The sequence below is a fragment of the Algoriphagus mannitolivorans DSM 15301 genome (assembly GCF_000429425.1).
GTDB lineage: Bacteria > Bacteroidota > Bacteroidia > Cytophagales > Cyclobacteriaceae > Algoriphagus > Algoriphagus mannitolivorans.
Window position 1 is genome coordinate 90,833 of sequence record NZ_AUBV01000008.1, and the last position, 14,822, is coordinate 105,654.

Genomic DNA, 14,822 nt, shown 5'->3' on the forward strand with positions numbered 1-14,822 from the left:
ATATAACTTTATGAGAAAGGGATTATTACTCTCTGGTATTCTTGCTTTTGGTTTGGCGCTCCCAACTTTCGCCCAAAATCCAACTCAGGTAAAATATGCCAACACGATCACTGCTGAGGATCTCAAAACTTACCTTACTTACCTGGCTTCTGACGAAATGAAAGGCCGGGATACCGGCTCTGAGGAAGGTAAAATAGCTGCCAATTACTTGGCCGACTTTTACAAAGGACTTGGACTATCTGGGCCAGTTTCAGGAAGCTATTTCCAAAATGTGCCTCTAGTGAGCACGATGTACAGCAAAGTCTCTCTTCAAATCGGAAAACAAAAACTGGTAGAGAATCAGGATTTTGTTTTCATTGGGGATGGAGACATGAAAAAAGCATCCAAATCAGAGTTGGTTTTCCTGGGTTTAGTCAATGACGAAAACCTAGCCAAAGTTGACGTAAAAGGAAAATTGGTAGGGTTATGGGCTGTTGGAGTTCGCTCCAACGACCTCATCACCAAAGTAATGGACTCTGGAGCTGCAGGGATTGTCATTGTAACGATGGAAGGTCAGGCAAATTTTGATCGAATTGCCAATCGCTACAAATCTTTGGCAGGCAAAGGAAGAATAGGATTCGACCAAGAAACAAAGGAAAGACCAGTGTTTATGGTCAGCTCAGATAAAATGGCCAATCTATTTGGAAAACCGGTGGAAGCACTCAAAGAAGCCGCAAAGTCTTCTCCTGAGACTATTGCTTCTCAAAAAGCAACTTACCAAGTGGTGAAGAGCAAAACCCCTGTTGAAGCTTACAATGTGATGGGCTTTTTGGAAGGCACTGATAAGAAAGAAGAAGTATTGGTGATCTCTTCTCACTATGATCACGTGGGCGTAAGCTCTACCGGTGAAGTATTCAACGGTGCTGATGACGATGGCTCTGGGACTGTCTCGGTTATGGAAATCGCTCAAGCGTTTGCGACTGCTGCCAAAGAAGGAAACAAACCTCGGAGAAGTATTCTGTTCCTGAATGTGACCGGTGAAGAAAAAGGTCTTCTTGGCTCTCAGTATTATTCTGAAAATCCCATTTTCCCTATTGCCAACACGGTCAACAACATCAATATTGACATGGTAGGCAGAATTGATTACGAATATCAGAATGCTGAAAACAAGGACTATGTGTATGTGATCGGTTCAGAGATGCTTTCTTCTCATCTGAAGAAAATCAATGAATACAACAATATCACTTACACCAATCTGATTTTGGATTACAGATATGATGCCGAGGATGATCCAAATAGATTCTATTACAGATCTGACCATTACAACTTCGCAAAGTTCAACATTCCTGTCATCTTCTTCTTCAATGGAGTACATGATGACTACCATCAGGTGACGGATACTGTTGACAAAATCGAGTTTCCTCTGATGCAAAAAAGAACCCAGCTAATTTTCCATACTGCTTGGGATCTAGCTAACAGAGAGCAAAGAACCCCTGTTGACGGGACAAATACCCGAACTGACAGATAACAAAAAAGGCCCTTATGGGCCTTTTTTATTTTCCTTTATTCTTTTGGTTTTTGGTTTTGAGCTGATTTCGGTTGGGTTTTTTCCCCTGCTTCTTCGCCTTCACCTTTTCCCCTTTTCCAATATTCTTCTTCGGCCTTTCCCTTTTCTCGTGGAAAGCCCCTTTATAATCTGGGTTGTCTCGCTGCTTCAATCGATCCAGCTCCCTGGCATAGGCTTGCTTTTCTTCAAATGGCGTAGCCGGAACTTCCACTTTTGCAGGTATTTCCAGTTCTTCAACCTCCATTCGAATCAGCTCCTCAATTTTTTCAAAATGATATGCCTCGGCCGGATTTATGAATGTAATCGCTTTTCCCTCCTGCTCGGCTCTTCCTGTTCTTCCGATTCTATGCACATAATCCTCATAGATCAAAGGCACATCAAAATTGATCACATGAGACACCATGGACACATCCAATCCTCTTGAAGCCACATCCGTGGCTACGAGAAGCCTCACTTCCCCTCCTTTGAAATCTTCCATTGAATTAATCCGGGTATTTTGACCCTTATTCGCATGAATCACCCGGATCTCTCCAAAATGTTTTCTCTCAAGAAAAGAATAAACAGACTCAGCGTTTTTTCGGCTTCTTGTAAAAATTATCGCCCGATGAACCTCTTCATTTTCCAAGAGCTCAGCAAGGAGATTTATTTTGGTCTTGATATTAGGGACCATGTATTTTACCTGAGCAATCGTTTCAGCAGTGGTCGCAGAAGGGGCTACCTCCACCCTTTCCGGGAACTCCAGAAATTCAGCCGACAGGTTTTCCACCCGAGATGAGAAAGTGGCTGAAAAAAGTAAGTTTTGTCTTTTGCTTGGAATCACTTCAAGAATGGCTCGGATTTGAGGCATAAACCCCATATCCATCATTTTATCAGCTTCATCCAAAACCATGGTTTTTATCTCCTTGGGATAAATAATCCCTTTGCGATAAATATCCATAAAACGACCAGGGGTGGAAATGAGGATATCTACACCGGCTTCAATGAGCTCTATTTGGGTCTTTGGCCCCAGTCCTCCATAAAGACTGACAATCCGGAGATCAGTATATTTTCCAAGTTCCTTCACCACCTCCTCGATTTGCATGACTAACTCCCGTGTAGGAGCAAGTATCAAAGCCCTGGGATTTTTCCCCTGAGCATATTTAACCTTCATCAGCACAGGAAGTACATAGGCGGCCGTCTTTCCGGTGCCTGTTTGCGCGATTCCCAAAACATCATGCCCAGCCAGAGCCAGCGGAATAGCCTTATGCTGTATTGGAGTTGGATTAGTATATCCGGATTCCACCACCGCCTCAAGCAATTGTTTATTTAGCTTAAATGCATCAAATCCTAAGGCTTCATTGCTCATGATTGTTAATTTTGGAGAGAAATTTGGAATCTTAATTGAAGAAAAAGATGAAAAGTATCCTGATCACAGGCGCAAATATAGTCAATGAAGGCCGGATTACTCGGGCTGACGTTTTGGTCAAAGAAGGGCGCATCGCTAAAATTGCCACAGACCTAAGCCAAGAGGCTGCTGAGGTACATATTGACGGAAAGGGAAAACACCTTTTCCCCGGAGTGATTGATGATCAGGTGCACTTTCGCGAGCCAGGGCTCACCCACAAAGGTGAAATCTATACTGAGGCAAAAGCAGGAGTTGCTGGAGGCACCACTTCCTACATGGAAATGCCCAACACAGTCCCACAGGCCGTCACCATCCCTTTGTTGGAAGAGAAATACAGCAGAGCCCAAGAAGTTTCCTTAGCGAATTACTCTTTCTTCTTTGGAGGTACCAATGACAATTTGGAAGAAATTCTAAAGCTTGACTTGAAGAATGTCTGTGGACTGAAAGTATTTCAAGGCTCCTCCACCGGAAACATGGTGGTAGACAATATTGAATCCTTGGAGGGAATTTTCCGCGAATACAAAGGTCTTCTCGCCATCCACTCAGAAAACGATCATATTATTGCTGCCAATTTAGCAGAATACAAAGCCAAATATGGAGAAGACATTCCGATCCAAGCCCATCCAAAAATCCGGTCGGAAGAAGCCTGCTATGATGCTTCTAAAAGAGCAGTGGCGATGGCTAAAAAATTTGGCACGAGGCTGCACATCCTCCATATCAGTACTGCCAAGGAATTGAGTTTGTTTGACAACAGCATTCCGCTTGAGGAGAAAAAAATCACTGCTGAAGCTTGTATTCACCACATGTGGTTTTCGGAAGAAGATTATGACACAAAGGGAAATCTCATCAAGTGGAATCCGGCAGTAAAGACCTCCAATGATAGGGAACAGATTTTCCAGGCCATGCTGGATGATCGAATCGATGTAATTGCTACCGACCATGCCCCACACACGCTGGAGGAAAAGGCCCAGTCTTACACCAAGGCACCCTCTGGAGGTCCTTTGATTCAACACAGCTTGGTAGCCATGTTGGACTTTTACCATCAGGGAAAAATCTCTTTGGAAAAAATCGCTGAGAAAATGTCTCACAATGTAGCCAAGCTATTTCGCATTGAGGACCGAGGATTTATCCGTGAAGGCTATTTTGCAGATTTGGTTTTGGTAGACTTGAATTCTCCTTGGACCGTAAGCAAAGAAAATATCCTCGCCAAATGCGGGTGGTCACCTTTTGAAGGACATACCTTTCAGTCCCAGGTGACCCATACGATCGTTTCCGGACATTTAGCGTACAATAAGGGTGAGTTTGATGAAAGCCAAAAAGGAAAGAGACTAACTTTTTTTACAAATAAATAGCATCATCCTTGCGCTAAACAGTCTATCTACTTACTTTTGCAAACCATTTGAGGGAATACCTCAAAGGACAACAAACACGGTGATTGTAGCTCAGCTGGTTAGAGCGCTGGTTTGTGGCACCAGAGGTCGCCGGTTCGAACCCGGTCTTTCACCCAAACCCCTCAATTCGAGGGGTTTTGTTGTATATAAGCCATTCGTTTGGCACAACATTTGACAAATTCAGACCAAACTAAACCAACTTGAGATGTTTACTTTGTTCAAATCATCCCCGAAATTCCCGGTGGTAAAACCAGTGAATATTAGCCAGGTAAAAAATTACTTGAGCAAATTTGAGGAATCTTTAAAAGTCTTTGAAGAGATCCAAAAAGAAACAATTCATTCGTAAAATTTCTTTTTATGCAAAGGTTATGGAGACATAACCTTTATTTTTTTGTCATTAATTTTTCTTATAAGATCAAACCTCTATTTTTAGTATCCTACAATTTTCCCTCTATGAGTTATATCCATTTCGATAAAACCCAATTAATCAACCTAAATTATTCTCTTGACCGGGAAATAATTCGGACTAACCGTTCGGGAACCTACACCAGCACGACCATCATCGGGTGCAATACCCGAAAATACCATGGTCTTTTGGTAGTGCCACAGCCTCAAATTGACTCCCAAAATCACGTCATGCTTTCCACAGTCCACGAAACTGTGATCCAGCGGGGAGCCAGTTTTAATTTGGGCATCAGTAAGTTTCCGGGAAATTATTCCCCGAGAGGGCATAAGTATCTGGAAGACTTTGACTCAGAACCTATCCCAAAACTCACCTATCGGGTAGGAGGCGTATTGCTTCAAAAGGAATTAATCTTGGATACCAATAGGGATCGGGTGATGATTCGATATACTCTTTTGGAAGCTCATTCTCCTACTAAAATCAGAATTCAACCCTTTTTGGCCTTCAGAGGATATCATAACCTCATGAAAGCCAATGACGACATTAATAAAAATGCGGAAAAAGCGCCTTGTGGTGTCAAATTCCAACTCTACCCCCAATACGATCCGCTTTTCTTACAGCTTTCCAAAAAGGGTGAGTTTGTCTCCAATCCTGATTGGTACTTCAATATTGAATATATTCAGGAAAGGGAAAGAGGATACGAATACCAAGAGGATCTCTTTGTTCCAGGGTATTTTGAATTTGACATCGCAAAAGGCGAATCTGTCATTTTTTCTGCTGGACTGGCAGAGGCTGATCCTGCTACACGCCAGAATGCCTTCGAAAAAGAAATCGCAAGAAGAATCCCAAGAAATAATTTTGAAAACTGCCTAAGAAACTCTGCCGGGCAATTTATCAGGAGAAGAGACGGGGATGTAAGAATTATCGCAGGATACCCATGGTTTGGCTGGTGGGGTAGAGACACTTTCCTCGCTGCTCCCGGGCTTACCCTTTCGGGAGGAGATCGGGATACTTTTCTGGAGATCATGGATTCAATGACCAAAGACCTCAAAGGACCTCTATTCCCCAATATCGGAAGTGGTGATTATACTAACATGACCTCCATGGATGCTCCGCTTTGGTTTTTCTGGTCGCTCCAGCAGTACATCACCTATACCGGAGATAAAAAGACGATCATTGACCGATACTTGGGAAAACTAAGAGGGATCATCGAAGGCTACAAAGCAGGTACGGAGTTCAATATCCACATGCTTGAAAATGGATTGATCTGGGGTGGTCAACCAGATGTAGCACTGACGTGGATGGATGCCATTACCCCAGATGGACCGGTGACTCCAAGAATCGGATGTCCTGTCGAAATCCAAGCCTTATGGTACAATGCCCTTTGTTTTTACCATGAGTTAAGTGGGGAGGAAGAATACCTTACCTTAGCTGCCAGAGTAAAGGAATCGTTCCAACGAGAATTCTGGTCATGGGACTATGGATATCTTGCAGACGTGGTAGATGGAGAGGAAAAAGATTGGTCAATCCGACCTAACATGATCTTTGCCACTTCCTTACCATACACCATGCTGAGTGAAGAAAAAAGCGACTTGATCCTGGAAATTGTCAAATCAAAATTACTGACTTCGAGAGGACTTAGATCACTATCTCCGGACGATCCAGGATACAAAGGCTACTATTTTGGCAATCAAATCAGCCGGGATAACGCCTACCATAATGGTACCGTTTGGGCTTGGCTTTTGGGCCACTTTGTAGAAGGATATTTAAAGCTACATGGAAAGGCTGCCAAAAATTTTGTGGAGAAAATCATCAAAGGATTTGATGGAGTCATGACCCAATATGGAGTCGGAACCATTGCAGAGATCTATGATGGAGATCCTCCGCATCGTCCAAAAGGCTCCTTGTCCCAGGCTTGGAGTGTGGCAGAATTATTACGAATGATGGACTTAGTCAAAAGAATTTAAATCTTTTTGTATGAGAGTGTTGATGTTTGGTTGGGAATTCCCCCCACATATTTCCGGAGGATTGGGAACTGCCTGTTATGGATTGATCAAGGGTATGAATCACCATAATCAGGAAGTGATTTTTGTGGTTCCTAAACTTTGGGGAGATGAAGAAGATCTTGCTGATTTTGTCAATGCAAGTGATGTAACGATCAATTACAGAGAGAAGAAGTTTAAGAATATTTGGAAAAACCTGACTTATCTGGAAGTAAGCAGCTTCTTGGTTCCTTATTTGGGCCCTGAAGAATATCAAAAGTTTACGGATTATGCGATCCATGACCGTACGGACGTAGATGAAAGCATATTTACCAACAAATATGAGTTTAGTGGGAAATATGGCAAAAACCTCATGGAGGAAGTTTCCCGGTATGCCTTAGTTGGAGCTCAAATCGCAAAAGATCGGCAGGATTTCGACATTATACATGCCCATGATTGGCTGGCATTCCCTGCTGGAATCGCCGCTAAGGAAATGAGCGGAAAGCCTCTGGTAGTCCATGTTCATGCCACTGAATACGACCGATCCGGAGAATCAGTGAATCAACCTGTTTATGACATAGAGAAAGCTGGAATGCAAGCGGCTGACCATGTCGTGGCGGTCAGTCACCTGACCAGAAATATTATCATCAGAAAATATGGAATCCCAGGCCACAAAGTATCTGTGCTTCACAATGCCGTTTTGGATGCCAGCATCATCAAATCAGAATATCAGAAAAAGGTTCCGGAAAAAATCGTGACCTTTTTAGGTAGAATCACCTTCCAAAAAGGCCCAGAGTATTTTGTGGAAGCTGCCAAGAAAGTCATCGATAGAGATCCAAATGTTCGCTTTGTAATGGCTGGCTCTGGAGACCTTTTGAATAAAATGATTCAGCGTGTTGCCGAACTCAGAATGGCTTCGAGATTTCACTTCACTGGATTTTTGAAAGGAAAAGACGTGGATCACATGTATGCGATTTCTGATGTCTATGTGATGCCATCCGTCTCCGAACCATTCGGCATTGCTCCACTGGAAGCGGTGAGACACAATACTCCCGTGATTATCTCCAAGCAATCAGGTGTTGCCGAAGTATTGGTAAATGCCATCAAAGTGGATTTCTGGGATGTAGATGCCATGGCAGATGCCATTTTCGCACTACTGCATTATGACGGAATTTCCAGAATGTTCAAAGAACTCGGAAGCGATGAGCTGAAAAAATTAAAATGGGAGCATGTCGCTGCCAAACTGATAACTGTGTACGAAAAAACTATAGCCCAACAATCATGAGAACCATCTGCTTTTATTTTCAGGTGCACCAACCTTTTCGACTAAAGCCTTACCGTTTCTTCGACATCGGTGAGGATCATCATTATTGGGATGATTTTTTGAACAGAAATGTCATACGAAAAGCCGCCCAACGGTGCTACCTCCCTATGAATTCTCTTTTGATGGATCTCATCCACCAATATCCCGGAAAATTCAAAGTGGCCTTCTCCATTTCCGGAACCTTCTTGGATCAAATGGAAGCCTATGCCCCTGACGTATTGGAAAGTTTCCAAAAGCTGGTTGCAACGGGTCAAGTTGAGCTCCTAAATGAAACATATACTCACTCTCTGGCTGCGCTGAAGAGCAAGGAAGAATTTACCAAACTGGTCAAAAAGCATCAAGACAGAATCAAGGAGCTTTTTAATGGATATACTCCAAAGGTATTCCGAAACACGGAATTGATTTATTCAGATTCAATTGGATCCATGGTTTCCGAAATGGGCTACAAAGGTATCCTCACCGAAGGTGCCAAACATATTCTGGGTTGGAAAAGCCCCAATTACGTTTACACCAATGCCATTGATCCTAAACTGAAAGTATTGTTGAAAAACTTCAGGCTCTCAGATGATATTGCATTCCGCTTCAGTAACAAAACCTGGGCTGATTTCCCGCTGACCACAGACAAATTCGTGACCTGGCTCAATGCCATTCCCAAAGAAGAACAAGTCGTGAACTTGTTCATGGATTACGAGACTTTCGGGGAACATCAGTGGGCAGACACTGGTATTTTCGAATTTATGCGATTTTTGCCGGAGACAATTTTCAAACATTCCAATTTCAACTTTTCTACACCATCGGAGGTATTGGATAATAGTCAGCCAGTTGGAAATATCCACGTCCCAATCCCAATTTCCTGGGCAGATGAGGAGCGTGATTTGACTGCCTGGTTAGGGAATGACTTGCAAGACGAAGCGTTTGATAGACTTTACGATCTTGAAAGCCAAGTGAAAGGAATCGACGATCCTGAAATACAGAGAGACTGGAGCTATTTACAGACCTCGGATCACTTTTATTACATGTGTACCAAGTTCTTTTCTGACGGCTCAGTACATCAGTACTTCAGCCCTTATGACACCCCATACGATGCATTTATCAATTACATGAATGTATTGAGCGACTTTATGCTCCGGGTCAAAGAAAAATCACAACAGGCCAAAGCTTCCGCTTAACAAAAAAACCGGCAATGAACTTTGCCGGTTTTTTTTATCTCCTGAACCCTGATTTTTTAGAAAATATATCCATGCACATCCTTTTTGGATGGCTTGTAGAAAATCATCCCATTTTCCGGATCTGAATCAAAAACAGGCTCCTTGTCATTGAGGACTATCTTTCCTACCTCTTTTCCGCTCACTTTATCAACTTTCACCAAGCCTACTCCCTCTCCCACATCCGTGAGGATAAAGCTGAAGACTCCGCGATGTTTCGTGGCTTTGAATCTTTGATTGGCTACCTGACCAAAAGCCCCCGCCATATCTTCAAAAAACTCCCGCTGTCTTCCATATTCCTTACTGATCGCTGAAGGAGCAAAAGCGGATCCTTGGGTTGCCCCTTGCTGATATGCTGCGGCAGAGGCCATGGCCACCATCGCCACCTGCATGGTGCGCATTGCAATTCGTCCAGCCAATGAAATCTTTGGAGAAGCCCAGTGACCTTGGTAGAGAATTGTCCCATTCTCATCAAATCCAATCATGTTTTGGCTGGAAGAAAGCACAAAGTTGGACCCGGTAAATTCCAGATTATCAGGAGTCTCTTTTTCCTTAAATTCCACCTTGTCCAAAATCACTTTCTTATCTCCGTTTACGAGATTTACCCGATATACTTTTTCATCACTGTAGAAAAACTCCTGATCCAAGGAAGGCTTAGCCCGAAGTGCTGGTCCTTTGATCATATCCTTTGAAGACCAGACCGGCTCTCCGTCAAAGCCAAAAAGCCCAATATTACCCTCTTCGTCTGAGTACATGATCCCAGCACCAGTCAATTGGTCAATCCGGATTCCTTTTACCTTTTTTGACCACTTTTCTTCTCCGGTATTTTTATCCAAAACTGTCAAATACTTATCTCTTTCCCCCACAGCAATCCCATGATCTCTTCCCAGATCCACCACAATCCCAGAAAGCTTTTTAGCAGTCCATTTCGTATTGCCATTGGCTGCCTCCATCAAAGTGAAATTCTTCTCGTCTGCCACGATCACTCCAAAATCTTCCGCGGTTAAGACCGGTGCATCCTTGGTGGACAATGGCTTTTCCCATAATACCTTACCAGATTTCAAATCCACAGCACTGACCACACCTTGGCTTCCTTTTTTCTGATAAAAATACCCTTCGGTCAACCGAATATTTGCATCAAACGCCTCAAAGCTGTTTTTCTTTTCGGAGACTTCGAAAGTCCAAAAAGGCTCTCCCGTTTTCGCATTGATTTTTGCAGAGGTCTTATCCCCGATAAACAGGAGATGATTGTCCTCAGTGACCACAGGCAATAGCTTGGAAGAAAATCGGTCACTTTCCCAAGCCACTTTCCCTGTTTCCAAATCGATGAATTTGGTGATTTGCATAAAAGGCTTCCCAGCGGTGGAAAAGTCCTCCCAGCCTGCCGTAATGACTACACCCTTCAGCTCAGGGATATAATCGGAACCATAGTAATTGAAAGTCGCCTGCTCAGGTCCCACAATCTTGACAACCGGCATCCCTGCCATTTTGGGATTCATGATCAATTCACCGGTTCGGATATTGATCAGAACAAAATTCTTAACCAGAATATTGTCCGTGTACTTCACAATGGCATAATCCGAAACTCTAGGGTCTTGGGGATCTTCCAAAACTCGGATCAAATCCGGCGTATAGCCGACTTTTTTCCCATCGGGACCTTTTAGAGCTTTTGCAGAATTGTAGAGGTCCTCGTTGGACCACAAAAGCTTCCCTGTAACGGCATCTACTCCATGCAATCCCCAGTCAGAACTCCCAACCAAAAGAATTTTATTGGGAGTGTACCGAGTCCATTCTACTCCTTTGTCCAAGCTCACCTTCCATTGAGGCTCCTGGGAAAAGGCTGAAGATCCTGCAGCCAAGAATACTATCGAGGCGAGAATCATTAATCGGGTGGTTTTGAATAGCTTTTTCATGATAAAAAGAATTTTGATCAAAGCTATCCAGTACCCTTAGGCCAGGGAATACGTCAATTGCCGTATTTAAATGCGAAAAGCACCCCGATTGGAGTGCTTGTGAATGTTTTGGAAAGAAAATCGCCTTAGTAACTCTCTCTGTCTGTAGGAAAATCCCTATTTTTCACGTCCGTGATATATTGCTGAAACGCATCTAGCATCGTTTTTTGAAGGTCTGCATATTGCCGGAGAAACCGGGGCTTAAACTCTTGTGTAATTCCCAACATGTCATGCATCACCAAAACCTGCCCATCAACATGCGGTCCAGCTCCAATACCAATAACCGGAATGGAAACCGCTTCCGCTACTTTTTTCGCCAATGAAGCCGGGATTTTTTCCAGAACGATGGCGAAGCAACCGCATTCTTCCAAGATTTTGGCATCTTCCAACAATTTCGCAGCTTCCGACTCTTCCTTAGCTCTAACGGTGTACGTCCCAAACTTGTAAATAGATTGTGGAGTCAAACCCAAATGCCCCATCACCGGAACTCCAGCACTCAAAATTCTAATTACAGACTCCTTGATTTCGGATCCTCCCTCTACTTTGACTGCATGCGCACCGGACTCTTTCATAATTCGGATGGCAGACCTGAGGGCCTCGGTACTATTTCCCTGATAGCTTCCAAAAGGAATGTCCACCACGACAAAAGATCTTTTGACAGCTCTTACTACGGCAGAGGCATGATAGATCATCTGATCCAAAGTAATCGGCAAAGTGGTCTCATGACCAGCCATCACATTAGAAGCGGAATCACCTACCAGAATAATATCCATACCGGCTTCATCCACGATTTTGGCCATACTGAAATCGTAAGCGGTAAGCATGGAAATCTTCTCCCCACGGAGTTTCATTTCCTGAAGGGTATGCGTAGTGACTCTTTTGACCGAGGCAGAGGAATGAACTGACATAGCTTAATCTAAGTGAACGGAATATTGGTTTGCCGAGAAATCAACTCGAATATGCTCATTGAATGTAGTGGCGAGTTCATAGCCGGTATAATCCGGTTTGACAGGAAAATGCCCATGACTGCGGTTTACTAAAACAGCAATTTCCATTTTCTCGATTTCAAAATCCAAAAATGGCTTCATGGCATAAACCAAAGTTCTTCCTGTATTGAGCACGTCATCCACTAGGATTATGGTCTTTCCAGACAGATCTATGGATTGAGAAAGTTCGACCTCAGACTTGGACACCTGAGATTTATCCAAAAGTATCTCTACCTCTTCCACAGGAATGGGAGAGATGTTTTTCAGCTCCTCTGACAAAAGCCTGGCTAGGGTAGTACCCATTCCAGAGATCCCTGCAAATACCACAGCTTTGGCATTTACATTTCTTTCATAGATCTCGAAGGCCATTCGGGTGATTTTCTGTCCGATCTGTTTGTGATTGAGTACTTCGCTCATGGGATGATTTTCAAAAAGGAAAATTAGGCCAAAATGCCATGGGATCAAAGCTTCTTAACGATGAGAATCCTCTTCGGAAAGAATATTCACATAGCTTTTATATCGATAGGGATGAATGTATCCTTGCTCCATTTTCTGGATCACCATACATCCCGGCTCATTGGTATGAGTGCAATTGTTGTATTTACATTGCCCTAGAAACTGCCTCATTTCAGGAAAGTAATGGGATAATTCTGAATCGTCAATATCCAAAATCCCAAATTCTTTTATCCCCGGAGTATCTATTAAATCTCCTCCCTCCGGCAGAAAAAACATTTCTGCAAAGGTGGTGGTATGAACTCCCTTGGCACTGTAGTCCGATATCTCCTGAGTCACCTGTGCGGCATCAGGAACCAATACATTTAGTAAAGTGGATTTACCAACTCCGGAATGCCCTGCAATCAGACTTGACTTTTCTTGAATCCAAGGAAGAAACCTTTCCTTGAGCGCTTCATCCTTGATGGCAGACACCTCCAATACTGGATACCCCAGCGGTTCATAGATTTCGTGGATATCCTGAAGCCATTCTTCTTCATCCTCTCCTTCCAATAAATCCATTTTATTGACTACCAAGATCGCGGGTATCCTAAAACTCTCCGTGCTCACCAAAAATCTATCAATGAAGCCCAAGGAGGTTCTTGGCTTTTTCATGGTGATCACCAAAATGGCCTGATCCAAATTACTTGCAATGATATGGGAGAAATGCTGCTTTCGTGTGGACTTACGGATCACATAATTTTCTCTGGGCAAAATCTCCCCAATTACGGCCGTTTCTTGTCCGGATTCTTTTTCAAACTCAACCCAATCTCCCACAGCGATGGGATTGGTCAATTTGAGGTCTTCTTGTTTGAATTTCCCTTTTAGTCGGGCAGACACAAACTTCTCCCCGGCTTTAATTACGTACCAACTTCCTGTGGATTTAACGACTCTTCCTTCCATGAAAATTACTTTTGGGAATGGATGAAGGAAACAATCCTATCAGCTGCTCCCAAGTTCAAGTTTACCCATTTTTTAGCGGAATCAGCAGCCGCATGATAAAACTCTCCATTTTCCAATTTTTTGAATACCTGTCTGAGCTCTTCGGCTGAGGAAACTTCAAATCCGCAACCTTCAATTCGGCTTTGAGGAGCCTCTGGAAACTTCCCTACTTTTTTCACCTTCCCAAAAATTACCGGCACTCCAAATCCTAAAGGCTCCAGGATATTATGCAGTCCTTTTCCGAAAGCACCTCCAACATAAGCGATTTTCGCAAACTGGAACAGGGAAGACAGCATTCCAATATTGTCAATAAATAGAACTGAATTGCTTTCGGTTGGGCTCCATTTGGAATATTTTCTGGATGTGGAATCCAATAATTTTGCCCAGCGGTCCATCGGTTCCGGATTCAGGTCGTGTGGAGCAATGATCCATTTGTATTCAGGCTTGGAGTTGATCAAGGGTATCAATAAGTCCATATCTTCCTGCCAGGCGGACCCCACTACGACCACCTGTTTTTCTCCTATCCAAGACTTTATATCCTCCAATGGCTTGGGAGAATTGGCAGTAGCTGCCACACGGTCAAATCGCGTGTCGCCAGCCTTGGAAACCCTCGATATCCCAATTTCCTTGAGCAAGGCTACACTTTGATCATTTTGGGTGAAAATCCAATCCAATTGAAATAGGAGATTTTTGAAAAACCTGCCAAACCGGGAAAAATAAACTTGACTTGATCTGAATGAAGCAGAAATCAAATAAACCGGCACGCCTCTTTGCTTTAACGCCATCACGTGGTGGTACCAGAGGTCATATTTCACAAAAAAAGCGTATTGGGGATCCATAATTTTGACAAACTCCTCTGCCCAAGACTTTCGATCCAAAGGGATATAAGTAATAAAGTCCACGTTGGCCTGTGGTTTTCTGGAGGCAGGCTCAAATCCTGAAGGGGAGAAAAAACTAACCACCACCAAATGCTCCGGATATTTCTCCTTCCATTTCGCAATCACAGGTTTAGCCTGTTCATATTCCCCAAGAGAAGCTACATGAACCCAAATCAGCGTTCCTTGATTTTCATTTCGGAAATTTTGGAGTTCAGAGAAAATACTTTTTCTGCCAGAAAGAAAATGTTTTATCCTTTTGGAGAAGAGCGAAAAGAAACTCAGAAGCGCGGGTAAAACCCCAAAAAAGAGGCGGTAAACCATTTTCATCCATCAAAAT

At 43.3% G+C, this 14,822-nt stretch carries 11 protein-coding genes and 1 tRNA gene; 6 read left to right on the plus strand and 6 right to left on the minus strand.

Annotated features, from left to right (window positions below; translation table 11 throughout):
• Positions 1–10 precede the first annotated feature (10 nt).
• Positions 11–1,507 (plus strand): M28 family metallopeptidase, encoded by a 1,497-nt coding sequence (locus tag G458_RS0110250; RefSeq protein WP_026951830.1) that lies wholly within the window; start codon positions 11–13, stop codon positions 1,505–1,507.
• A gap of 25 nt (positions 1,508–1,532) precedes the next feature.
• On the opposite strand, the gene G458_RS0110255 is transcribed toward G458_RS0110250, so the two are convergent.
• Positions 1,533–2,891 carry a DEAD/DEAH box helicase gene (locus G458_RS0110255; protein WP_026951831.1) on the minus strand — a complete coding sequence of 453 codons (1,359 nt, stop codon included), beginning with the start codon at positions 2,889–2,891 and terminating at the stop codon, positions 1,533–1,535.
• A gap of 47 nt (positions 2,892–2,938) precedes the next feature.
• Here G458_RS0110255 and G458_RS0110260 point away from each other — a divergent pair, with 47 nt between their 5' ends.
• From G458_RS0110260 to G458_RS0110285, 5 genes are all read left to right on the plus strand, one after another.
• The gene (locus tag G458_RS0110260; RefSeq protein ID WP_026951832.1) at positions 2,939–4,282 is read left to right on the plus strand and encodes a dihydroorotase; all 1,344 of its coding nucleotides are present in this window, start codon (positions 2,939–2,941) and stop codon (positions 4,280–4,282) included.
• A 78-nt stretch (positions 4,283–4,360) separates the two neighbouring features.
• Positions 4,361–4,436, plus strand: a tRNA-His gene (locus G458_RS0110265).
• 338 nt (positions 4,437–4,774) lie between these two features.
• Complete coding sequence (locus G458_RS0110275; protein WP_026951833.1) at positions 4,775–6,691, plus strand: amylo-alpha-1,6-glucosidase; 1,917 nt, start codon at positions 4,775–4,777, stop codon at positions 6,689–6,691.
• Positions 6,692–6,701: 10 nt separating this feature from the next.
• Complete coding sequence (locus tag G458_RS0110280) at positions 6,702–7,991, plus strand: glycosyltransferase family 4 protein (protein ID WP_026951834.1); 1,290 nt, start codon at positions 6,702–6,704, stop codon at positions 7,989–7,991.
• The gene (locus tag G458_RS0110285) at positions 7,988–9,199 is read left to right on the plus strand and encodes a glycoside hydrolase family 57 protein (RefSeq protein ID WP_026951835.1); all 1,212 of its coding nucleotides are present in this window, start codon (positions 7,988–7,990) and stop codon (positions 9,197–9,199) included. The genes G458_RS0110280 and G458_RS0110285 overlap by 4 nt, the downstream gene beginning before the upstream one ends.
• A gap of 56 nt (positions 9,200–9,255) precedes the next feature.
• Here the strand turns inward: G458_RS0110285 and G458_RS0110290 are convergent, their stop codons facing one another.
• The 5 genes from G458_RS0110290 to G458_RS0110310 all read right to left on the minus strand — a co-directional run bounded on the left by G458_RS0110290 (position 9,256) and on the right by G458_RS0110310 (position 14,806).
• Positions 9,256–11,148, minus strand: a complete 1,893-nt coding sequence (locus tag G458_RS0110290) for an outer membrane protein assembly factor BamB family protein (protein WP_026951836.1) — start codon at positions 11,146–11,148, stop codon at positions 9,256–9,258.
• Positions 11,149–11,273: 125 nt separating this feature from the next.
• Complete coding sequence (gene panB / locus G458_RS0110295; protein WP_026951837.1) at positions 11,274–12,095, minus strand: 3-methyl-2-oxobutanoate hydroxymethyltransferase; 822 nt, start codon at positions 12,093–12,095, stop codon at positions 11,274–11,276.
• Between the two features lie 3 nt (positions 12,096–12,098).
• Positions 12,099–12,590: a phosphoribosyltransferase family protein gene (locus G458_RS0110300; protein WP_026951838.1), complete on the minus strand. Its 492-nt coding sequence runs from the start codon at positions 12,588–12,590 to the stop codon at positions 12,099–12,101.
• Positions 12,591–12,644: 54 nt separating this feature from the next.
• On the minus strand, positions 12,645–13,568 hold the full coding sequence (gene rsgA / locus G458_RS0110305) for a ribosome small subunit-dependent GTPase A (RefSeq protein ID WP_026951839.1): 924 nt from the start codon (positions 13,566–13,568) through the stop codon (positions 12,645–12,647).
• 5 nt (positions 13,569–13,573) lie between these two features.
• Positions 13,574–14,806 (minus strand): 3-deoxy-D-manno-octulosonic acid transferase, encoded by a 1,233-nt coding sequence (locus G458_RS0110310; protein ID WP_245579262.1) that lies wholly within the window; start codon positions 14,804–14,806, stop codon positions 13,574–13,576.
• Between the last annotated feature and the right edge of the window lie 16 nt (positions 14,807–14,822).